The organism is Rossellomorea vietnamensis (assembly GCF_008180415.1).
Lineage (GTDB): Bacteria > Bacillota > Bacilli > Bacillales > Bacillaceae_B > Rossellomorea > Rossellomorea vietnamensis_C.
Genome location: NZ_VTEI01000007.1, coordinates 200,594 through 218,068 on the forward strand (window position 1 = coordinate 200,594; position 17,475 = coordinate 218,068).

The window sequence follows — 17,475 nt, forward strand, 5'->3', positions numbered from 1 at the left end:
TTTATTAGCAACTGCTCTTTTATATCCGTTAACGTCCCCACCTGAGGGCAATCGCACCCCAGGTCAGTCCTCCTCCGAAGCCTACCATCACTAGGATATCGTCATCTTTTATCTTGCCGGCTTCCAGCTCCTCCACCAGTGAAATCGGAATAGAAGCTGCTGAAGTATTTCCATATTTATGGACTGTTTTGGACATTTTTTCCTCTGGAAGTTCAAGCCGCTGCCTTGAAGCTTCCATAATCCTGATGTTTGCCTGATGCGGAATCAGAAAGTCAACATCTTCTTTCTTCAATCCAGCTTTTTCTATCACATTAACGCTGGATTCACCCATTTGCCGTACAGCAAATTTAAAAACTTCCCTGCCATTCATATAGATAAAAGCATCATTCTGGAACAGATGCTTTCCACCTGAACCATCTGCACCAAGTTCAAAAGAAAGAATCCCTCTTCCCTCGGAAACCGGCCCCATGACTACAGCTCCTGCACCATCCCCAAATAGGACTGCTGTATTCCGGTCATTCCAGTCGGTAATCTTAGAAAGCTTTTCAACCCCAATAACCAAAACATGTTTGTAAGCCTTGTTTTCAATAAACTGCTTAGCTGTGATCATCCCATACATGAATCCTGCACATGCAGCACTTACATCCATAGCTGCAGCTTTACTGGCCCCCAATCGCTCTTGAAGGATAGTTGCTACAGAGGGAAACGGGCGGTCAGGCGTTACAGTCGCTACTAAAATCAAATCGATTTCATTTGCTGAAATGCCCGAATCCTTGATGGCATTAACTGCCGCTTCATAGCTAAGATCCGAAGTATCCATATCATCTCCAGCAATTCTTCTTTCCTCAATTCCTGTCCTTGTACGGATCCATTCATCTGATGTATCAACCATCTTTTCTAAATCGGCATTCGTTAAAACCTTTTCAGGCAGATATCTCCCAATCCCGATAACACCAGCATTCATATATAGTCCCTTCTTTCCGGTTTTATTGCCGCAGCATAAGATAAAGGCCATGATCTTCTGCTGCATGTATACTGTAAAATTCAGCTTATAGTTAATATTTATATCAATTATTATGACTTGGTACTAATTTTAACGAAAATCATCTATTGTTGCAACATTTTTATATTTTGACGCGTCTATGCGTTTGTCTATACAGGCACGGCAGTTGAACATATTCTATTTATATTAGAGCCCTACTAAAGGAAGGAGAATTGCTATGGAGCAGAAAGAGCGTCGTCCCCATCCCTTTGATATCATGGTTATGGGCAGGCGGGAAGAACCATCGGCTGCTGAAGAAGAAGATCATCCGGATTATGAAACTGAGGAAGATCCTCAGGACAATGAAGATCTCATGTCACATATCGAAAATTTGATGACTGCTGTGTCTGATTTAAAGCCCCTGTTTCACAAAGCCATGCCCTTTATAACAAAATGGACGAAATCCTGATCAACTGGCTTCCTAAAGTTTGGTTAGGAGTGTTAATATCACTTATTAGCTCGTAACCTTCTATATATATATCTAGAAGCAGCTCCCGCAAGTAGTCTTGCAGCATTAATTTTCTTTTTATTGGATTTGATGCTGTTTTTTTGCCTATTACAGCAACGTTCTCCTGAATTTCATTTTAAATGCTGTATAAGAGTCGTTATTACTGCATCTTGTTGGAGATCTAAAACTTCATGCTGTTCAATACGAGTTTTACCCCATCATGTTTTCGTATTTATGGATTTGATGCTGTTAAAAAGGAGACACTTCACTATCTGAAGATTTATAGCTTTCTCACCAAATCCTTGAGGCGTCACTTACCAAGTTGCAGCTGTCACAGCTGGTAAAGCGCCTTTAGGAATTATCAAACGGAAAGAAGAAGGACGAAATCCCTAGGGATTCCGTCCTTCAGCTTTTATTTAGGCTGTTTTCACATATATTGTTGCTTTCCGATATCCCCGGATACTAAGAGTTTTAACTCTAAACGGGTAGAGCAGCTCTTTTCTTTTCGGTTTTGCCAGATTTCTTCTTCGTAATAGGGTTATTTTTTGAAATTAGTATAGAATAGCAACAGAGTTTACGAAAAGAGCCTTTATTTATTTTCTTCCAATGCGTCTCTATGTCCCATTTGGTAGGCCTCATTCATAACCTGTGTAAAAAGGGTCATGAACGGCTGGATCATATCGATGGACAGTTCAATCCCTGACTGCTCCAATTGCTCTTTTGCTTCTGGCAGGTATTTCATAGCAATTTGCATAAATTCCATGTTTTTATCTTGCATTCCTACTCATCCTTTCTTTCATGCGGGAGTTCACCCATTTTAATATAATGACTAATATCACTTTCAATGACTTCCCGGAACTGCTTATCTACCTCCGGACTGAACTTCCCCATGGATATGACGCCGTCCTGGAAATCAAAGGGTATATTTCCTGATTTCAGTTTACCATCCGAATATCTTTCCGCAACTACTTCGTATAGTTTGTCCACATGCTGAACAGTGCTGGTAAGGACCGTGGACTCTCCCATATCAGATTGATCTGATACATATCCAACCGCATGCAATCCTTTTTCTTTCAGCTTTTCAATAATAGAAACATTATATCCGTCTCCGGCTGGATAAACAACATCCACATCTTCTCTTAATTGAATATGTAAAAGAACCATTGCCTTCTCTGTATTATCCCAGTCATCCGTATAATCAACCGTCACCTCAACACTGCTATCCTGATAGTCAGCACCTTCGATAAATCCTTTTACTTCCGGCTGCCAAGCATAAGAAGCAACAACCCCAATTTTTTTAGTTTCTGATTGTTGGGCAGCCGTCATTCCGCCAAAGAACCCCATAGCGTATCCCTCAAACTTTAAACTGGTAGTATTCGGCTGGCTGGCATTACCATTGAAACTGACAAAATGCATGTCAGGATAATCTGAAGCTATGTCATTGAAAAGGGAGGCATATTCCTGGCCATGCCCAAAAATCAAATTAACACCTTTCTTATCATACTCCGCCACTGCCTGTTCGACAGCCTGCCTTGTTGTCATTCCTTCTTTATAAAAGACATCTACTCCAAATTGAGACTGTATTTTGAGAAGCCCTTTATATCCTTTCGTTCCCCAAACCTGATCACTTATGGTTTCTGGAACGAGAAGACCGACGTTCTCAAGGCTTTTCTTATCACCTTGCCCGGAACATCCAGTCAGTAAGAGAATCACAGTCAGGAAATAAAATAATTTCTTCATTATAGCAACTCCTTAAGGATGCCAGCCGCAATCCGGCTCCGGTTTGCTTTCAAAACGAGCCTTGCAGTGGTGACATCTTGATTCGCAATTCTTCGCGAATTACTTGCAGGGTTCAATGGTTCCAGCAAGGGTTTGACTCTTCTATTTTACCTTGCTTTATGGATGAAGAAAAGAAAAAGTTGACTCCCGTCTGTCATCAGGGCTTTCTCTGAAGCTCAAGTACCTCTTCAAATGATAAAGAAGCTTTAACACCAACATGCTTTAATTTTTGGGGGATGATGTCAATATAATTTTGAACTTCTCCCCTATCCGGTCCTGCCTGTTCCAGCAAACTAAGGCTTTTTTTCCAGCTGTCATGATCATCTGAAAGGAGCAGGATGCTTTCCAAACTTCTTCCATTATGGAGGACAGCCTGTGCTGCATCCTTTACATAAATAGCTGAACGGGGATCATCCACGAAATCATCTTCCTTGTCTGATTTAGAAAGCAGCTGCTGAAATAGAAAGGTTTCAGGCTGGCCGGAACCAAAGAGAGTAGGGAGATAAATAGAATATTGATTTGTGATGTCTTGCTCCTCTAAGAATTGAAGAAAATCAGAGAGTTCAGTTTCTCCTGATCTGTTAGAAAGCACAGTAGGAAGCAATACGGCTGCCTCTTTAAAGGATTTTTTGTTTTTTTCAATGAAACTGCTAATATCCTTAAGAGTTTTGCTCCTCTTTCTTTCTGTAAAGTAATCATATAAATTAATAAAGACTGAAGCTTTGGCAGCCTCCTCAGGAACCTCCTGATCCAGGTGCTGATAAGTGATATTTGAGTTTCTGCCCACCTCCAGCCACCTGTCTCCTGCTGCATTGGCAGAATCGGCTGCCAGTACTTCCAAACCTTCTTCGAGCATTGCCAGGCACAATTCAAAACCTAAAAACCCCATGGCACCCGTTACAATCGCTTTTTCCATATTTAAATATTCCTCCTCACTTCCAGTTTAAAGTTGTTCATGTAATGAAAAGTATGAAACGATCTTATAGGAAGCTTTATGTTTCTTTTCCGGAAGAATGATATATATTTCTCCGGGGAGACGATTAATATTTCGCTCTATATATATATCATTTATGAGGGGAAACTGATTTTTATAACGGTAAGCGTTGATTGATTGAATTGTATAAAGCGGTTTATCTGTTTTCTTGAGGTCCTTGCCCGCATGAATGCCTGCGTTTACCATATCCTCACATTGCTGCTCCTCAAGGTTATAAGCCATTGTGATTTCTTTCATAAGTTTTTTATAGAAGAACTTTTGCTCTTTTTCTTGTGAAAAATGTTCATATAGGGAGATGCAGGGCGTCAACATAACTACTGAACGTATTTGATGTCCCATTGAGGACAATAATTTTTCAATAATCAACCCTCCCATCCCCTCAGCAAGAATGTGCACTTTCTCGTTAATGATTTCCCTCCGTTTTACATAGTGGTACAGACGCTGAGTTAAACTTACGGCTTTATCGCTTCCCCAGTTTGCTCCATATAAATTCGAATAAAAGACAATGTACCCTTTTTCGGTAAGTTGACTTATAATCGAATTCCTTGTCTCCTGCTGCATCCAGAAGCTGCTTTTCTCATCTACATAATGATTGACATCCCCCATAATCATGACCGCAAACCCATTCGGCCGGAAAGGATAATGCACAATACAATGTTCATTGTCGATGGTAAAAATTCGTTGGCTCATCTAAAAAATCCCCTTTTATCAAGCTGTCTTTCGTAGCTATAATGATGTTCGTCTAAGCAAACACACAGCTAAACATAACTAGTCATGATAGTCTATGAAAAATTCTCTTAAAGGTATGGGGGACAGCCTAAAAAACAGTAAAATCCAAGCTCGTTTCATTTCCGTTCCAGCTTCGATCCAATTTGCACAGCTTCTCTTCTGCCGATAATAGGTGATACTGCAAAGTACATGGGCCCCTTCCCTCACTGCAAGCAAATGTTCCTAAGAGAAAAAAACGGTCTTTAATTTCTAACGGGTTCTGTTTTCGAGTACAAAATTAAAAATTGCACATCAAAAGGAATGTAAAATCTTACTAATTTTAGCACTCCTTTTTTTTGTTGATTTAAGGTTATTCTTGCTGGTAAATCTGTTTAATTGGTAATTCAAAATGCACCCTAAATAGCAAATGACAGAAGTTTTTGTTCTGCAAAATTTGAGGTGCAATTTCCTATACACCTTTCAATCCCAATACAAATATATAGGAAAACAGTTAACTATAAATAAGACAGCAATGATTAGATTGGAACTGAAGGTGCGTGACGTCTAGTTCCAGCACCCAGCCCTGCGGAGTCACGCACCTGGAGTGGAAATCAATAGACATTGTTTTCGGGTGCAAATCACTCAACCTTTTCTTTGGCTAATTAGAAGTTTGTACTTCAAAACAGAATCCGTTACTTTATTTTTATTCTCATATTTTTTTGCCCCCGGGGATCAGCTGCTGGAGATGTGGAGATGTCTTCAATAAGGCTGCTTGATTTCCAATCATGTCTTATTTTCCCATAAAGGGGTACTGTTTTTATCGTATACGTTCAGGTTTGCCCGCTGATCGGACACAAAGAGTCCACATACAAGAAAAGGTTTACATTCTTAAACTGAAAATGATTTATTATTTCTCATTCTTATGGTACTATAATACAGAAAATGTTTTATTTAAGGGATCAAAGATAGTTCCCTTCTGGACTCTATAACATTCTGTTATACATAGATGCAAGGAATTGAGGTGAATGTTTTGAAATACTTTTGGACTTTCTTTTGGACTTTCCTGCTTGTAGAAATGCTTACGTATGTAGTTAGTTCCATGACAGGAGCTCATTTTGAGTTCCAAACCGGCGCTATTCTGTCTGTGCTTGTTACAATCTTGCTTTTTGTCGTTTCAATGATCATTCCGAACGATCCTGTGGAAAAACATTAATCTAAGCTAAAAAAGAGAATCCGCTCGCGGATTCTCTTTTTTTATGGCTCTTTTCATAAACTTTGCTGCTATTTCAGACTACTTCCGAAAAAAACAACCATAATTTATCAGAATACCCTCGTAACAGGAAAAGAAAAGAGCTGCTCTCTCAGATTTGAGAAAAAATCTTTAGTATACGGGGAAAAATCCGGCACTTGGGATTTTTCCGAAGGCAACACTGTATGCTAAAACAGCCTTTTTATTTATCAAAAACAATTGTACCGCCATGAATATCAATCTTGACTGTATCTTCCGCTTTAAAATTCCCTGCAATGATTTCCCGCGCCAGCTTGGTTTCAATATTTTTCTGAATGTACCTTTTCAACGGACGGGCACCATATACAGGATCATAAGCTCCTCTTGCAATGAATTCCTTCGCAGATTCAGTGATTTCCATGGTTATATTCTGTTCCTGCAGCCGTTTTTGCAGGTCCTTCACAGCTTTTTCAACGATTCCTTTAATATCTGCGATACTCAAGGGCTTGAATAGAACGATATCGTCCACGCGGTTAAGGAATTCCGGCCTGAAGGATGCTCTCAATTGACCCAGAACTCTTTCTTTCGTACTTTCGTCAATTTCTTCTGAACCTTCTTCTCTCTCCAGCAAAAATTGAGAGCCGATATTTGACGTCATAATAATGACTGTATTTTTAAAATCCACGGTTCTTCCTTGCGAGTCTGTGATTCTGCCATCATCAAGAACTTGGAGAAGTATATTGAAAACCTCGGTGTGCGCTTTTTCTATCTCATCAAGAAGTATGACCGAGTAGGGTTTTCTTCTAACTGCCTCCGTAAGCTGTCCACCTTCTTCATAGCCAACATACCCCGGCGGTGCTCCAATCAGCCTTGATACTGAATGTTTTTCCATATACTCGGACATATCAACCCGGATCATCTGCTCTTCGCTGTCGAACAGGGTATGCGCAAGGGTTTTGGCGAGTTCAGTTTTGCCGACACCTGTCGGGCCAAGGAATATAAAGGAACCAATCGGCCTTCCAGGATCTTTGATCCCTGCCCTGGCCCTTAGGATCGCATCACTGACAAGCTGAACAGCATCTTCCTGGCCGATTACCCGCTCATGCAAAATACTTTCAAGCTTCAACAGCTTTTCACGTTCGCCTTCCACCAGCTTGCTGACCGGGATTCCTGTCCACCTTGCCACAATGCCTGCAATCTCTTCTTCTGTGACTTCTTCACGAAGCAAGCGGTTTTCCTGTTCGTCCATCATTGCTTTTTCAAGATCTTGCAGTTCTCGTTCAGCCTCAGGAATTTTTCCGTGCCTCAGTTCAGCTGCCTTATTTAAATCATAATTTCCTTCTGCCTCTTCAAGCTGCCGGCGAAACTGCTCCAATTCTTCCCTTTTTCCTTGAAGTGAGTTGATTTTTTCTTTTTCCATCTGCCATTTCGCTTTCATTGCATTGCCTTCTTCTTTCAGGTTGGCAAGCTCTTCTTGCAGCTGCAGCAAGCGGTTCCTGCTTGCTTCATCCTTTTCTTTTGAAAGAGCCGCTTCCTCTATCTCCAGCTGCATGATTTTCCGGGTTACTTCATCCAGTTCAGATGGCATGGAATCAATTTCTGTCCTGATAAGAGCGCATGCTTCATCGACCAAGTCTATCGCTTTATCTGGAAGAAACCGGTCAGTAATATATCGATTGGAAAGAGAAGCGGCGGCTACTATTGCCTTGTCATGGATATTGACTCCATGGTGGATTTCAAACCTCTCCTTCAAACCCCTAAGGATGGAGATCGTATCTTCTACATCCGGCTCCTTGACCATAACTTGTTGAAATCTCCGCTCCAAAGCCGGATCCTTTTCAATGTACTTTCGATATTCATTCAAGGTGGTTGCTCCGATACAATGAAGTTCTCCCCTTGCTAACATTGGCTTCAGTAGATTGCCTGCATCCATGGCACCTTCTGTTTTTCCGGCTCCAACGATTGTGTGTAGCTCGTCAATGAACAGAAGGATATTTCCATTGCTGCGCTTTACTTCATTTAAAACAGCCTTCAATCTTTCTTCAAATTCACCGCGGAACTTTGCCCCTGCCACAAGAGCACCCATGTCAAGCTCGAAAATCTGCTTATCCTTAAGCCCTTCCGGTACATCCTTCCTGACAATGCGTTGAGCAAGCCCTTCGATGATTGCGGTCTTCCCCACCCCCGGTTCTCCAATAAGCACCGGATTGTTTTTTGTTTTTCTGGAAAGAATTCTGATTACATGGCGGATTTCGCCGTCCCTCCCGATAACCGGATCCATTTTCCCTGTTTTCACTTCTTGTATCAAGTCTCTTCCATATTTTTTTAGAGCTTCATACTTTGCCTCCGGATTCTGCGTATTCACGTTCTCTCCTCCTCTGATTTTCTCAATGATAGTGGACATCTGACCTTCTGATAAGAACTTTTCAAGGTAAACAGCGGCAGGATGCTGCTTTTGCCTATGAAGCGCCAGCGCAAGATGTTCTACAGACAGGTACTCATCCCCCATCTTGTTTTTTATCCTGTCTCCATCTTGGAAAAGCCGGTTGAAATCCTGGGAGGCATACTGGCCATACCCCACTCCCTCCCCTGATACGGCAGGTTTTTCAGAAAGCAGTTTATTTATATAGTAGATAAATTCATTTGTATCTATACCGGCCCTGGTGTAAATTGAACGAAGCAGCCCGTCTTCTTGGAAGAGCAGCGCTTTCCATAAATGCAGAACCGTTATATCTGTATGTTGAAATTCTTTTGCAATTTCTCTGGCGGAAACAATCGCATCCTGTACTTTGTAAGTGAAACCTTCAATATTCATGGTACTCCTCCGTTTTGACCATTATTGACCTTTACTTTCATTATAATTATTACCGAAAAAAAGTAAAGCCATCCGCTTCTGGATGGCTTTACTTCCTTGCTATTGAGTTTTTGGCATATACGTCCAATAACGCTTGTCATTAGAGGTTTCCGGAAAACGGTCACCAGCTTTAAGTTTGACTTTCTTCGGGTTCATGACACCGCTCCCAGTTTCACCTATTTCGAGATAGATGCCGTTATTCGGCGCTTTCTGTCCAGAGCGGAATTGTCTTGACTGGCCCATGGCAGTCCCTCCCTTATAGAAATTTTCTTTGATCATTCGGCATAAATGAAAAGCGATTGGATCAATCGCTTACCCTTACTATGACTTTTATTCGCTAAAAAGATTCACGGTTCTTATTGCCATTAAAGTTCGTCTACCGCTTGGCTGTATCCTCATTAATTAGAACAATCTAAAAATATGAATAGCCATAAGACTTTTAACTGTATTGCCTTATGGAAAGATGGTGAGCACTTATTACTTAGAAATCTTTGAGAAGCTATCCAGTTAAGTCTTGCAGGTATTTCCTCTTTGTTGTTAAATAGAAAGATGCGAGAAATTTTTTCAATGGAGGATACTATATGAATGAAACTGCATACGAGCTCCTTAAATACTTGTTTCTTGGGTTATTTCAAGGATTAACAGAACCGATTCCAATCTCCTCAAGCGGTCATTTACAACTGGCCCAGCATTACCTGGATATAGACCTGCCCGGATTAACATTTGAACTGCTTGTCAACACCGCTTCATTACTGGCCGTATTGATTATCTACCGGGGAGATATCATGCGTCTAGTAGTAAATGGACTTGGCTATTTTAAAGAGAAAAGCCCTGAAAACAAACGTGACTTTCACTTTATTATTTACTTGATCATCGGAACTATTCCTGCTGGCGTGATTGGTGTATTGTTCGGTGATTTCATTTCTGAGGAGCTTTCCGGAATTAAAACAGTGGCCATTACCTTGATTATTACAGGTTTTGCCCTTTGGCTGATTCGAAATCTTCGCGGCCGCAAGCATGATGGCGACCTCACCTTCAAGGATGCCATAATCGTAGGATTGGCACAGGCAGTTGCCTTGATTCCCGGCATCAGCCGATCCGGTGCAACGATTGTAGCTGCAATGGCAAGAGGGATGAATCAGGAAACTGCGCTTCGCTATTCTTTCCTGCTTTTTATCCCAGTCAGCTTTGGAGGCATGCTCCTTGGTTTATCCGACCTGCTTGCCGATGAGCACTTAACAGAGAGAGCCATACCATATGCGGTTGCGTTCCTTGGTTCTCTGGTTGCTTCTTACTTCTCGCTTAAATGGTTCATGAATATCATGGCTAAAGGCAATCTGAAGATATTCGCGATTTATTGCGTAGTTGCCGGTGCAGCTGTACTAATTTTTTAAAAGAACGGATTTTTTCCGTTCTTTTTTTTATGCTATTTTGAAATGGCTGTTTTCTTAATAAGGTCGCTATATATAACCTTGTAATCCAAAGAAGACGAAAGCTGCTCACCTCTTCAGTAATCGATTTTTCTGAATGCAGGAAACTGTACGAAAAGAGTCTTTCGAAGAGTGCAGCCTCAAAGGACACTCAAATTCCAAACCAGGCGGACGGGGAGCACCATTCATGTAGGAGGAGATGAAAATAAAAAACAGCAATAGATTCCTCTTCGATTGCATGAAATCAGCCAGCCTAATAAATGTACTGTTTCTTCCAGATGAGTAACACGCTAACAGCCATATGTTATAATGACGTTACCTATATTGTGGCGGGGTGATGAGATGAGCGAACCCAATAATCCTTTAACTGAGATTGAAAGTCTGTTTACAAGCCAGGCAAGTTTAAAGAAGGTGGAAAAAGGCCGTTACTTGTTTCAGGAAGGTGAGACAGCCCACGAATTATTTCTTGTTAAGAGCGGGAAGGTACAGATCGGAAAAGTGATTCCCGATGGCAGGGAGCTGAGCATGAGGATTTGTTCCAATGGTGATGTGATAGGGGAATTAACATTATTTTGCGATGAATCTACTTACATGCTAAATGCCAAAGTCATGGAGGATTCTGAAATTTATATCCTTTCAAAACAGATTTTTGAAGAAAATCTCTCCAATAAGCCGCAGTTGACTGTTGAATGGCTGAAATGGGTCCAGCTTCAAAGCAGGAAAAACCAAACGAAATTCCGCGACCTTATTTTACATGGAAAAAAAGGAGCTCTTTACTCCACACTGATCAGACTTACAAACAGCTACGGAAAGCCGGTTGATGAAGGTCTTTTAATTGATTATCCGATGACCAACCAGGAGCTTGCCAACTTCTGCGGCACATCAAGGGAAGTAGTCAACCGGATGCTGAGTGAGTTGAGAAAAGAAAAAATTGTAATAGTCGACAAAAACAAAATCATTGTGCATGATTTGGATTATCTTAAGAAAGAGATTGATTGCGAGAACTGTCCAATTAATGTCTGCACGATAAAATAGAGATAATAATGCAGTATAGGATGCTCACATTGCACAGAAGAAGTGCATGTTATAAAAAAGCAGTGTTTATTCAGATGAATAACACTGCTTTTTTTATATGTTACTGAGTTTTAGCGAATACCTAATGCGATTTTCGCATATCTCGACATTTTGTCTTTGCTCCAAGGCGGATTCCAAACGATATCCACTTCTGTTTCTTTTACCTCTGGAAGATCAGAAAGAGCTGCTTTTACCTGATCCACGATCGTTCCCGCCAGCGGACACCCCATCGATGTCAATGTCATGGTCACCGTCGCTTTGCCTTCTTCGTCTAAGTCGACGTCATATACTAATCCAAGATTGACGATATCTATTCCCAATTCCGGGTCGACAACTTGTTCAAGCGTCCCCATCATACTATCTTTCATATCTTGATCCATCCAATTTCACTCCTTATCTGCACCTTTTTCTATTTTTATCTTAACAAAGAATGTTATGTATAGAAAGTGATACGGCTCTTCACCTTTGCATCCCGGATAAGTGGATCAGAGGTTCTCTGCAAACCAAGCCGCACTTTTCAATACAGCTTCTCGCGATACTTTATGCCCCGCGGTTTCGTCTGGCATAAATTGCAAATCCCTCATTTGCGGTTTGCCGCTTTCAGTAAGACTTTTGTAGAAATCATATGCAGGCTGATAGGGCACGACAGTATCCTGCTTCCCATGCCAGAAAAAGAGCGATTTCCCCTCAAGCACTTCAGGCTGCAAGGTTAAGTCATATCCTTTCAGCATATCCAGGAGCGAGTTCAATTCTTCATCAGAATAAGGCAATTGGTAGCCTTTTCTTTTCAAAGAGCCGATCTGGGTATTTGCCAAATCTGTATAAGAAGGACATCCCATCAAGCTGACTGCGGACTGAATCCAAGGAAACTTTGTCAGTGCCCCCAATGTAACAATCCCGCCCATCGAGGTTCCAGCTGCACCGATTCGCTCTTCATCAATGAGGCCGTTCTGTGTATAATGATTCTTCAACTTGCCCAATTCCTCAATAGTCGTGACGACTATTTCCCAAAAACGCACACTCAACCGGCTTTCGTTTAGTCCTTCCGCTCTCTCTCCATGGAGCAGTGAGTCCGGCATTAACACCCTATATCCCTTTTCCGCCAAGTAAAAAGCATAATGCAGGTTGTGTTCTTTTGCACTTGTAAAACCGTGTATAAAGAATACAGCAGGAAGCTTCTCATCAGACCGTTCTTGCAAGCTGAGATTCAGAACTGGTATATTTTCAATTCTATCTTTTTTTATTGTAATCATTTGCATTACTCCTTTACTACATACAACAGGGTTAACCTGCTGTAAAAGTTTGTATAAATCAGTTTACCATGGTGGACTTCTGTTTTACGAAACATATACACTATACTTGTATATAAAAATAGAATGGAGATTGATTTAATGAGTATGGATAAGCATTTAATCGTGTTGGATCTCGACGGTACATTATTGACGGATGAAAAAAAGATTTCTCCAAAAACCAAGCAAACCTTACATAAAGCCAAAGAGCAAGGCCATGAAATCATGATAGCAACAGGAAGGCCTTATAGAGCAAGTGAGATGTATTACAAAGAATTAGTCTTAAATACACCGATTGTCAATTTCAACGGTGCCTTTGTCCACCATCCTCTCGACCAAAACTGGGAAACCTTCCACCAGCCAATGGAAGTCGGGGTAGCAAGGGAGATTGTCCAGGCTTGTCATGACTTTGATTTTAGTTTCAGAAACATCATTGCAGAAGTAATGGATGATGTCTATTTCCACTATCATGACGAACGCCTGATTGATGTTTTCAATTTTGGAGAGCCGAATGTCACTACGGGGGATTTACGGAACTATTTAACCCAATCCCCTACTTCCATGCTGATTCATGCCGATGAGGAGCATGTAACCGAAATCAGGAAGCATTTGAGCAGTGTTCATGCTGAAGTCATCGACCACCGCCGCTGGGCAGCCCCTTGGCATGTCATAGAAATAGTCAAAAGCGGATTGAACAAGGCGGTCGGAATAGAAAAAGTTGCAAGCCATTTGGAAATCCCGCAGAACCGCATCATTGCATTTGGAGATGAGGATAATGATCTTGAAATGCTCAAATATGCAGGAGTCGGAGTCGCCATGGGAAATGCAATCGAACCCTTGAAAAGCGTCGCAGATGACATTACATTGAGCAACGAAGAAGATGGAATTGCAGCATTTTTGAACAGCCACCTCCGTTTAAGCTGAATACAAGGCTGTATTCGCGTACTTGTTGCTTTGGAAAAAATCCCAAATTCCGGATTTTCCCCTCGTATACTAAGAATTTTCTCTCAAATCTGAGATAGCAGCTCTTTTCTTTTCCTGGTTACGAGGTTTTTTCGGTGATATATGTTATTTTTTCGGAATTAGTCTGAAATAGCAACAAAGTTTACGAAAGAGCCTAATACAAACAGACATTAACAATGCTGGCAATATTTCTGTTCACTAATCTTCCCCGGTTCTGTTCATACTATCTATGAGCACACAGGTTCAGTGCTTAAAAAGACAAAGGGGTGCTGAAGATGGGCAAAAGCAATAAATCCAAAAGATTTGTGCAACAGGGAAAAGACGCGGTTTCCAAACACGATGACCGCATTCCTTACCACTCCACACTGGCTGAGGCTGAAGCCAAAAAATTAGAGAACGTTGAAAACTCTTCGCTTGGAGGCATATAAAAATGGGAAACCGATTATTCCAAGAAGCCCGTCAATATGTCCAATTAGCTAAAGAGGCTTCAACCACAGGCAGTGAAGACACCCAGCAAACCATTGCACGTGCCAAGAACGCTCTTTCCTCTGCTTATGCTAACACAACCAGAGCTGAACAGGAGCAGCTTCGTGAATTACAAGGCGAATTGAACCAATTACAGTAAGTCCAGAAGCATCCGGAGTTTTTCCGGATGCATTTTCGTAATGTAACCATGCTGATAGTGTTGAAATTTATCTATGCTCTAGAAATCCCGCTGAAGTACCAGAAAGGGTGGATATATATAAACACTTACTCCTGTAATCATACGACCGATATAGATATATGTCTGTGCAACAGAACCAATTTATGTACCCACTACACGCTCTGCTCTTATATCTGCACCTGTCTGACTCGCTTGGATACAGATCTTCGGCTAATATGCCCTACTCTTGTACCCACTTGACTGCTTGGATACAGATCTTCGGCTAAAAGGCTCTTCTCTTGTATCCACTCGGCCGACTTGGATACATATCTTCTGCTAATATGTCCTACTCATGTTTCCACTCGACACGCCTGGATACATATCTCCGGCTAATATACCCTACTTATGTATCCACATGACGCGCCTGGATACATATCTCCGGCTAATATACCCTACTTATGTTTCCACACGACGCGTCTGGATACAGATCTTCAGCCAAAATGCCCTACTCTTGTACCCACATGACTCGTGTGGATACATATCTCCGGCCAAAATGCTCTGCTCATGTATCCGCATGACTCGCTTGGATACATATCTTCGGCTAAAAGGCTCTACTCATGTTTCCACATGACGCGTTTGGATACATATCTTCGGCCAAAATGCTCTACTCTTGTATCCACACGACGCGCCTGGATACATATCTCCGGCTAATATACCCTACTTATGTATCCACATGACGCGTTTGGATACATATCTTCGGCCAAAATGCTCTACTCTTGTATCCACACGACGCGCCTGGATACATATCTTCGGCTAAAAGGCTCTACTCATGTTTCCACACGACGCGCATGGATACATATCTTCAGCCAAAATACCCTACCCTTGTTTCCACTCGGCCGGCCTAGATACATATCTCCGACCAAAAGGCCCTACTCTTGTTTCCACTCGACACGCCTGGATACATATCTCCGGCCAAAAGGCCCTACTCTTGTTTCCACTCGACGCGCGCCTGGATACATATCTCCGGCTAATACACCTACTTATGTATCCACATGACTCGCGTGGATACATATCTCCGGCTAAAATGCCCTGCTCATGTATCCGCATGACTCGCTTAGATACATATATATCTACACCCACCACAAGGCCCTGCTCATGTATCCTCCTATACTCCATCCATCTCACCTTGCCCTGAGAACGACAACCTCATCATCTTTAAAAGGAACTGCACAATTTTGTGCAGTTCCTTTTAAAGTAGCTTGACCCATTCTAGAAACTTCCCCAAGACACTGTCAAGGAATTTGAGACCTTTACTAGACACCGCTAATATCACTTAACTTCAACTGTATAATTATGGTGAACCGTACCGTCCTCAAGATCTCTCTCATAAAGATTCAAAAGCACTGGCCTATTTTTGGCAATTTCATCTCTTCCCAGATCAAAGCAAAATTCAAATTCACTCCAGTTCGGAGATTCCTTGTTCACTTTTACCATCGTTTCTTCTTTCAGGATGTTATGGCCATCCTCCACTGTGTAATAAAAGCTGCCTGCTGATACTTTAGCTTGCCCCCTGACACAATAGCTGTTCCCGGAAGAAACCATTTTAACGTTTTTAAAGGAAGGATTCTGTTCCTCGATTGTTAGCTTCATCGTCTGGCCAATTCTTTCTTCCACTGGTTTTCCATTAACTTGCTTAACCTGCAGGAAAGCTTCTACCATATATTCTCCAGGAGGAATTCTTTGTCCATACGAGGATGAATGGTCCCATTTGCTCTGCCAGATTTTTTGCTCGCCGCTCTTTAAAGTGATGCGCTGGACTGCCGGCAGGAAAGCTTTATTATCACTGTATCGGTATACTTCTTTTCCGGAATGGTCCATTACTATATAATCAAAAAATTGGCTTGAGGGAAACTCCAAGATCATCTTATCTGGAGTATTATTGAAGGCGGTCAATTCTATCTCAACACCTCCGTCCCCTTCTTCTGCCTTCACTTCCCATTCCGGCTGTTGATTTCCCGCCTGGGTGGTTCCGGTCGGATAATAGGCTGTCGACACTATAAAAAGTAATATCACGATTGCTTTTTTCAAAGAGATGTACCCCTTTCTTTAAGGATGCACCCTTTATTATCCTCAACTACCGCAGTATTAATCCCGTCGGAAGAAACCGAAGATGCCGGCAGTCTCTACTATATTTGTGAAGGCAGTCGGGTCGACTTCTTTGATAATATGTTCGAGATCGTATAGCTCATAGCGGGTAATGACGATAAACAGCATCTCTTTATCCTCATTTGTAAAGCCGCCTCTTGCTGGAAGGGTTGTGATTCCCCTTACCAATTTAGAGTGTATGGCTTCTTTCAATTCTGTTGAATTCTTCGTAATAATCATGGCCGTCAGTTTTTCATGCCTTGTATGGATGGCATCAATCACACGCGTGGAAACATATAGTGTGACAAGAGTATATAATGCCTTCTCCCATCCATAAAGCTGTCCGGCAGTAATAATGATGACTGAATTCATCAGGAAGAAGTATGTACCGACAGGCTTATCTTTCAAGCGGGATAGAATCATGGCGATAATATCCATGCCGCCTGTTGAGGCACCCCATTTTAAGGTCATACCTACCCCCACAGCCGCAATGACACCGCCAAAAACGGCATTCAGCAGAATATCGGGAGACAGGTGTATCACAGGGATGAAGCCCAGGAATATGGTGGTTGATAGAACTGAGACAAAGCTGTAAAAGGTGAAGGATTTACCCACCTTCAACCAGCCCAGTATTGTCACAGGGATATTAAGCAAAAGCAGAAGGATACCTGTAGATACTGCAAATGGTGTGTAATCAGATAAAACGCTTGATAAAAGCTGTGCGATTCCTGTGAATCCGCTGGCATATACATTAGCGGGGATCAAGAACAGGTTCAGGGCAAGCGCATTTAAAAGGGCACCGAATAACACGATGACCAGTTTTTTTGTTTCTAATACTACAAAGTCACGAGACATTGCATTCCCTCCTTTTAAAAGTA

Annotated in this window: 18 protein-coding genes; 7 read left to right on the plus strand and 11 right to left on the minus strand. The window is 41.7% G+C overall.

Features of this window, described 5'->3' with window-relative positions; genetic code table 11:
• Positions 1-28: 28 nt before the first annotated feature.
• On the minus strand, positions 29-964 hold the full coding sequence (locus FZC78_RS14725) for a beta-ketoacyl-ACP synthase III (RefSeq protein WP_148940672.1): 936 nt from the start codon (positions 962-964) through the stop codon (positions 29-31).
• Positions 965-1,220: 256 nt separating this feature from the next.
• Between FZC78_RS14725 and FZC78_RS14730 the strand changes: the two genes are divergently transcribed.
• Positions 1,221-1,451 (plus strand): hypothetical protein, encoded by a 231-nt coding sequence (locus tag FZC78_RS14730; RefSeq protein WP_148940674.1) that lies wholly within the window; start codon positions 1,221-1,223, stop codon positions 1,449-1,451.
• Between the two features lie 628 nt (positions 1,452-2,079).
• Here the strand turns inward: FZC78_RS14730 and FZC78_RS14735 are convergent.
• The 4 genes from FZC78_RS14735 to FZC78_RS14750 all read right to left on the minus strand — a co-directional run bounded on the left by FZC78_RS14735 (position 2,080) and on the right by FZC78_RS14750 (position 4,953).
• Positions 2,080-2,268 (minus strand): ComZ family protein, encoded by a 189-nt coding sequence (locus FZC78_RS14735; RefSeq protein WP_148940676.1) that lies wholly within the window; start codon positions 2,266-2,268, stop codon positions 2,080-2,082.
• A 2-nt stretch (positions 2,269-2,270) separates the two neighbouring features.
• Positions 2,271-3,233 (minus strand): BMP family ABC transporter substrate-binding protein, encoded by a 963-nt coding sequence (locus tag FZC78_RS14740; protein ID WP_435874134.1) that lies wholly within the window; start codon positions 3,231-3,233, stop codon positions 2,271-2,273.
• A gap of 193 nt (positions 3,234-3,426) precedes the next feature.
• Positions 3,427-4,185 (minus strand): SDR family oxidoreductase, encoded by a 759-nt coding sequence (locus FZC78_RS14745; protein WP_148940679.1) that lies wholly within the window; start codon positions 4,183-4,185, stop codon positions 3,427-3,429.
• 27 nt (positions 4,186-4,212) lie between these two features.
• Positions 4,213-4,953: a hydrolase gene (locus tag FZC78_RS14750; protein WP_148940681.1), complete on the minus strand. Its 741-nt coding sequence runs from the start codon at positions 4,951-4,953 to the stop codon at positions 4,213-4,215.
• Between the two features lie 1,048 nt (positions 4,954-6,001).
• Between FZC78_RS14750 and FZC78_RS14755 the strand changes: the two genes are divergently transcribed.
• Positions 6,002-6,184 (plus strand): YjzD family protein, encoded by a 183-nt coding sequence (locus tag FZC78_RS14755; protein ID WP_148940682.1) that lies wholly within the window; start codon positions 6,002-6,004, stop codon positions 6,182-6,184.
• A gap of 238 nt (positions 6,185-6,422) precedes the next feature.
• Here the strand turns inward: FZC78_RS14755 and clpB are convergent, their stop codons facing one another.
• Both clpB and FZC78_RS14765 read right to left on the minus strand, forming a co-directional pair.
• Positions 6,423-9,014: an ATP-dependent chaperone ClpB gene (gene clpB / locus FZC78_RS14760; RefSeq protein ID WP_148940684.1), complete on the minus strand. Its 2,592-nt coding sequence runs from the start codon at positions 9,012-9,014 to the stop codon at positions 6,423-6,425.
• A 99-nt stretch (positions 9,015-9,113) separates the two neighbouring features.
• Positions 9,114-9,296, minus strand: a complete 183-nt coding sequence (locus FZC78_RS14765; RefSeq protein WP_113930483.1) for a YjzC family protein — start codon at positions 9,294-9,296, stop codon at positions 9,114-9,116.
• Positions 9,297-9,634: 338 nt separating this feature from the next.
• Between FZC78_RS14765 and FZC78_RS14770 the strand changes: the two genes are divergently transcribed.
• Both FZC78_RS14770 and FZC78_RS14775 read left to right on the plus strand, forming a co-directional pair.
• Complete coding sequence (locus tag FZC78_RS14770; protein WP_148940686.1) at positions 9,635-10,447, plus strand: undecaprenyl-diphosphate phosphatase; 813 nt, start codon at positions 9,635-9,637, stop codon at positions 10,445-10,447.
• Between the two features lie 378 nt (positions 10,448-10,825).
• Complete coding sequence (locus tag FZC78_RS14775; RefSeq protein ID WP_148940687.1) at positions 10,826-11,518, plus strand: Crp/Fnr family transcriptional regulator; 693 nt, start codon at positions 10,826-10,828, stop codon at positions 11,516-11,518.
• 110 nt (positions 11,519-11,628) lie between these two features.
• Here the strand turns inward: FZC78_RS14775 and FZC78_RS14780 are convergent, their stop codons facing one another.
• Positions 11,629-11,937 (minus strand): metal-sulfur cluster assembly factor, encoded by a 309-nt coding sequence (locus FZC78_RS14780; RefSeq protein ID WP_148940689.1) that lies wholly within the window; start codon positions 11,935-11,937, stop codon positions 11,629-11,631.
• A 105-nt stretch (positions 11,938-12,042) separates the two neighbouring features.
• The gene (locus FZC78_RS14785) at positions 12,043-12,810 is read right to left on the minus strand and encodes a prolyl oligopeptidase family serine peptidase (RefSeq protein ID WP_148940690.1); all 768 of its coding nucleotides are present in this window, start codon (positions 12,808-12,810) and stop codon (positions 12,043-12,045) included.
• A gap of 144 nt (positions 12,811-12,954) precedes the next feature.
• On the opposite strand from FZC78_RS14785, the gene FZC78_RS14790 reads away from it, so the two are divergent.
• The 3 genes from FZC78_RS14790 (at position 12,955) to FZC78_RS14795 (ending at position 14,434) form a co-directional block, all read left to right on the plus strand.
• Entirely contained in the window at positions 12,955-13,770 is an 816-nt protein-coding gene (locus FZC78_RS14790; protein WP_148940871.1) for a Cof-type HAD-IIB family hydrolase, read from the plus strand.
• A gap of 314 nt (positions 13,771-14,084) precedes the next feature.
• A complete protein-coding gene (locus tag FZC78_RS23745; RefSeq protein WP_006838689.1) occupies positions 14,085-14,237 on the plus strand; it encodes a hypothetical protein in 153 nt (50 codons plus the stop codon).
• A 2-nt stretch (positions 14,238-14,239) separates the two neighbouring features.
• Positions 14,240-14,434: a DUF3813 domain-containing protein gene (locus tag FZC78_RS14795; RefSeq protein ID WP_148940692.1), complete on the plus strand. Its 195-nt coding sequence runs from the start codon at positions 14,240-14,242 to the stop codon at positions 14,432-14,434.
• A gap of 1,347 nt (positions 14,435-15,781) precedes the next feature.
• Here FZC78_RS14795 and FZC78_RS14800 read toward each other — a convergent pair.
• Complete coding sequence (locus tag FZC78_RS14800; RefSeq protein WP_148940694.1) at positions 15,782-16,540, minus strand: BsuPI-related putative proteinase inhibitor; 759 nt, start codon at positions 16,538-16,540, stop codon at positions 15,782-15,784.
• Between the two features lie 57 nt (positions 16,541-16,597).
• Positions 16,598-17,452, minus strand: a complete 855-nt coding sequence (locus FZC78_RS14805) for a YitT family protein (RefSeq protein ID WP_148940696.1) — start codon at positions 17,450-17,452, stop codon at positions 16,598-16,600.
• Between the last annotated feature and the right edge of the window lie 23 nt (positions 17,453-17,475).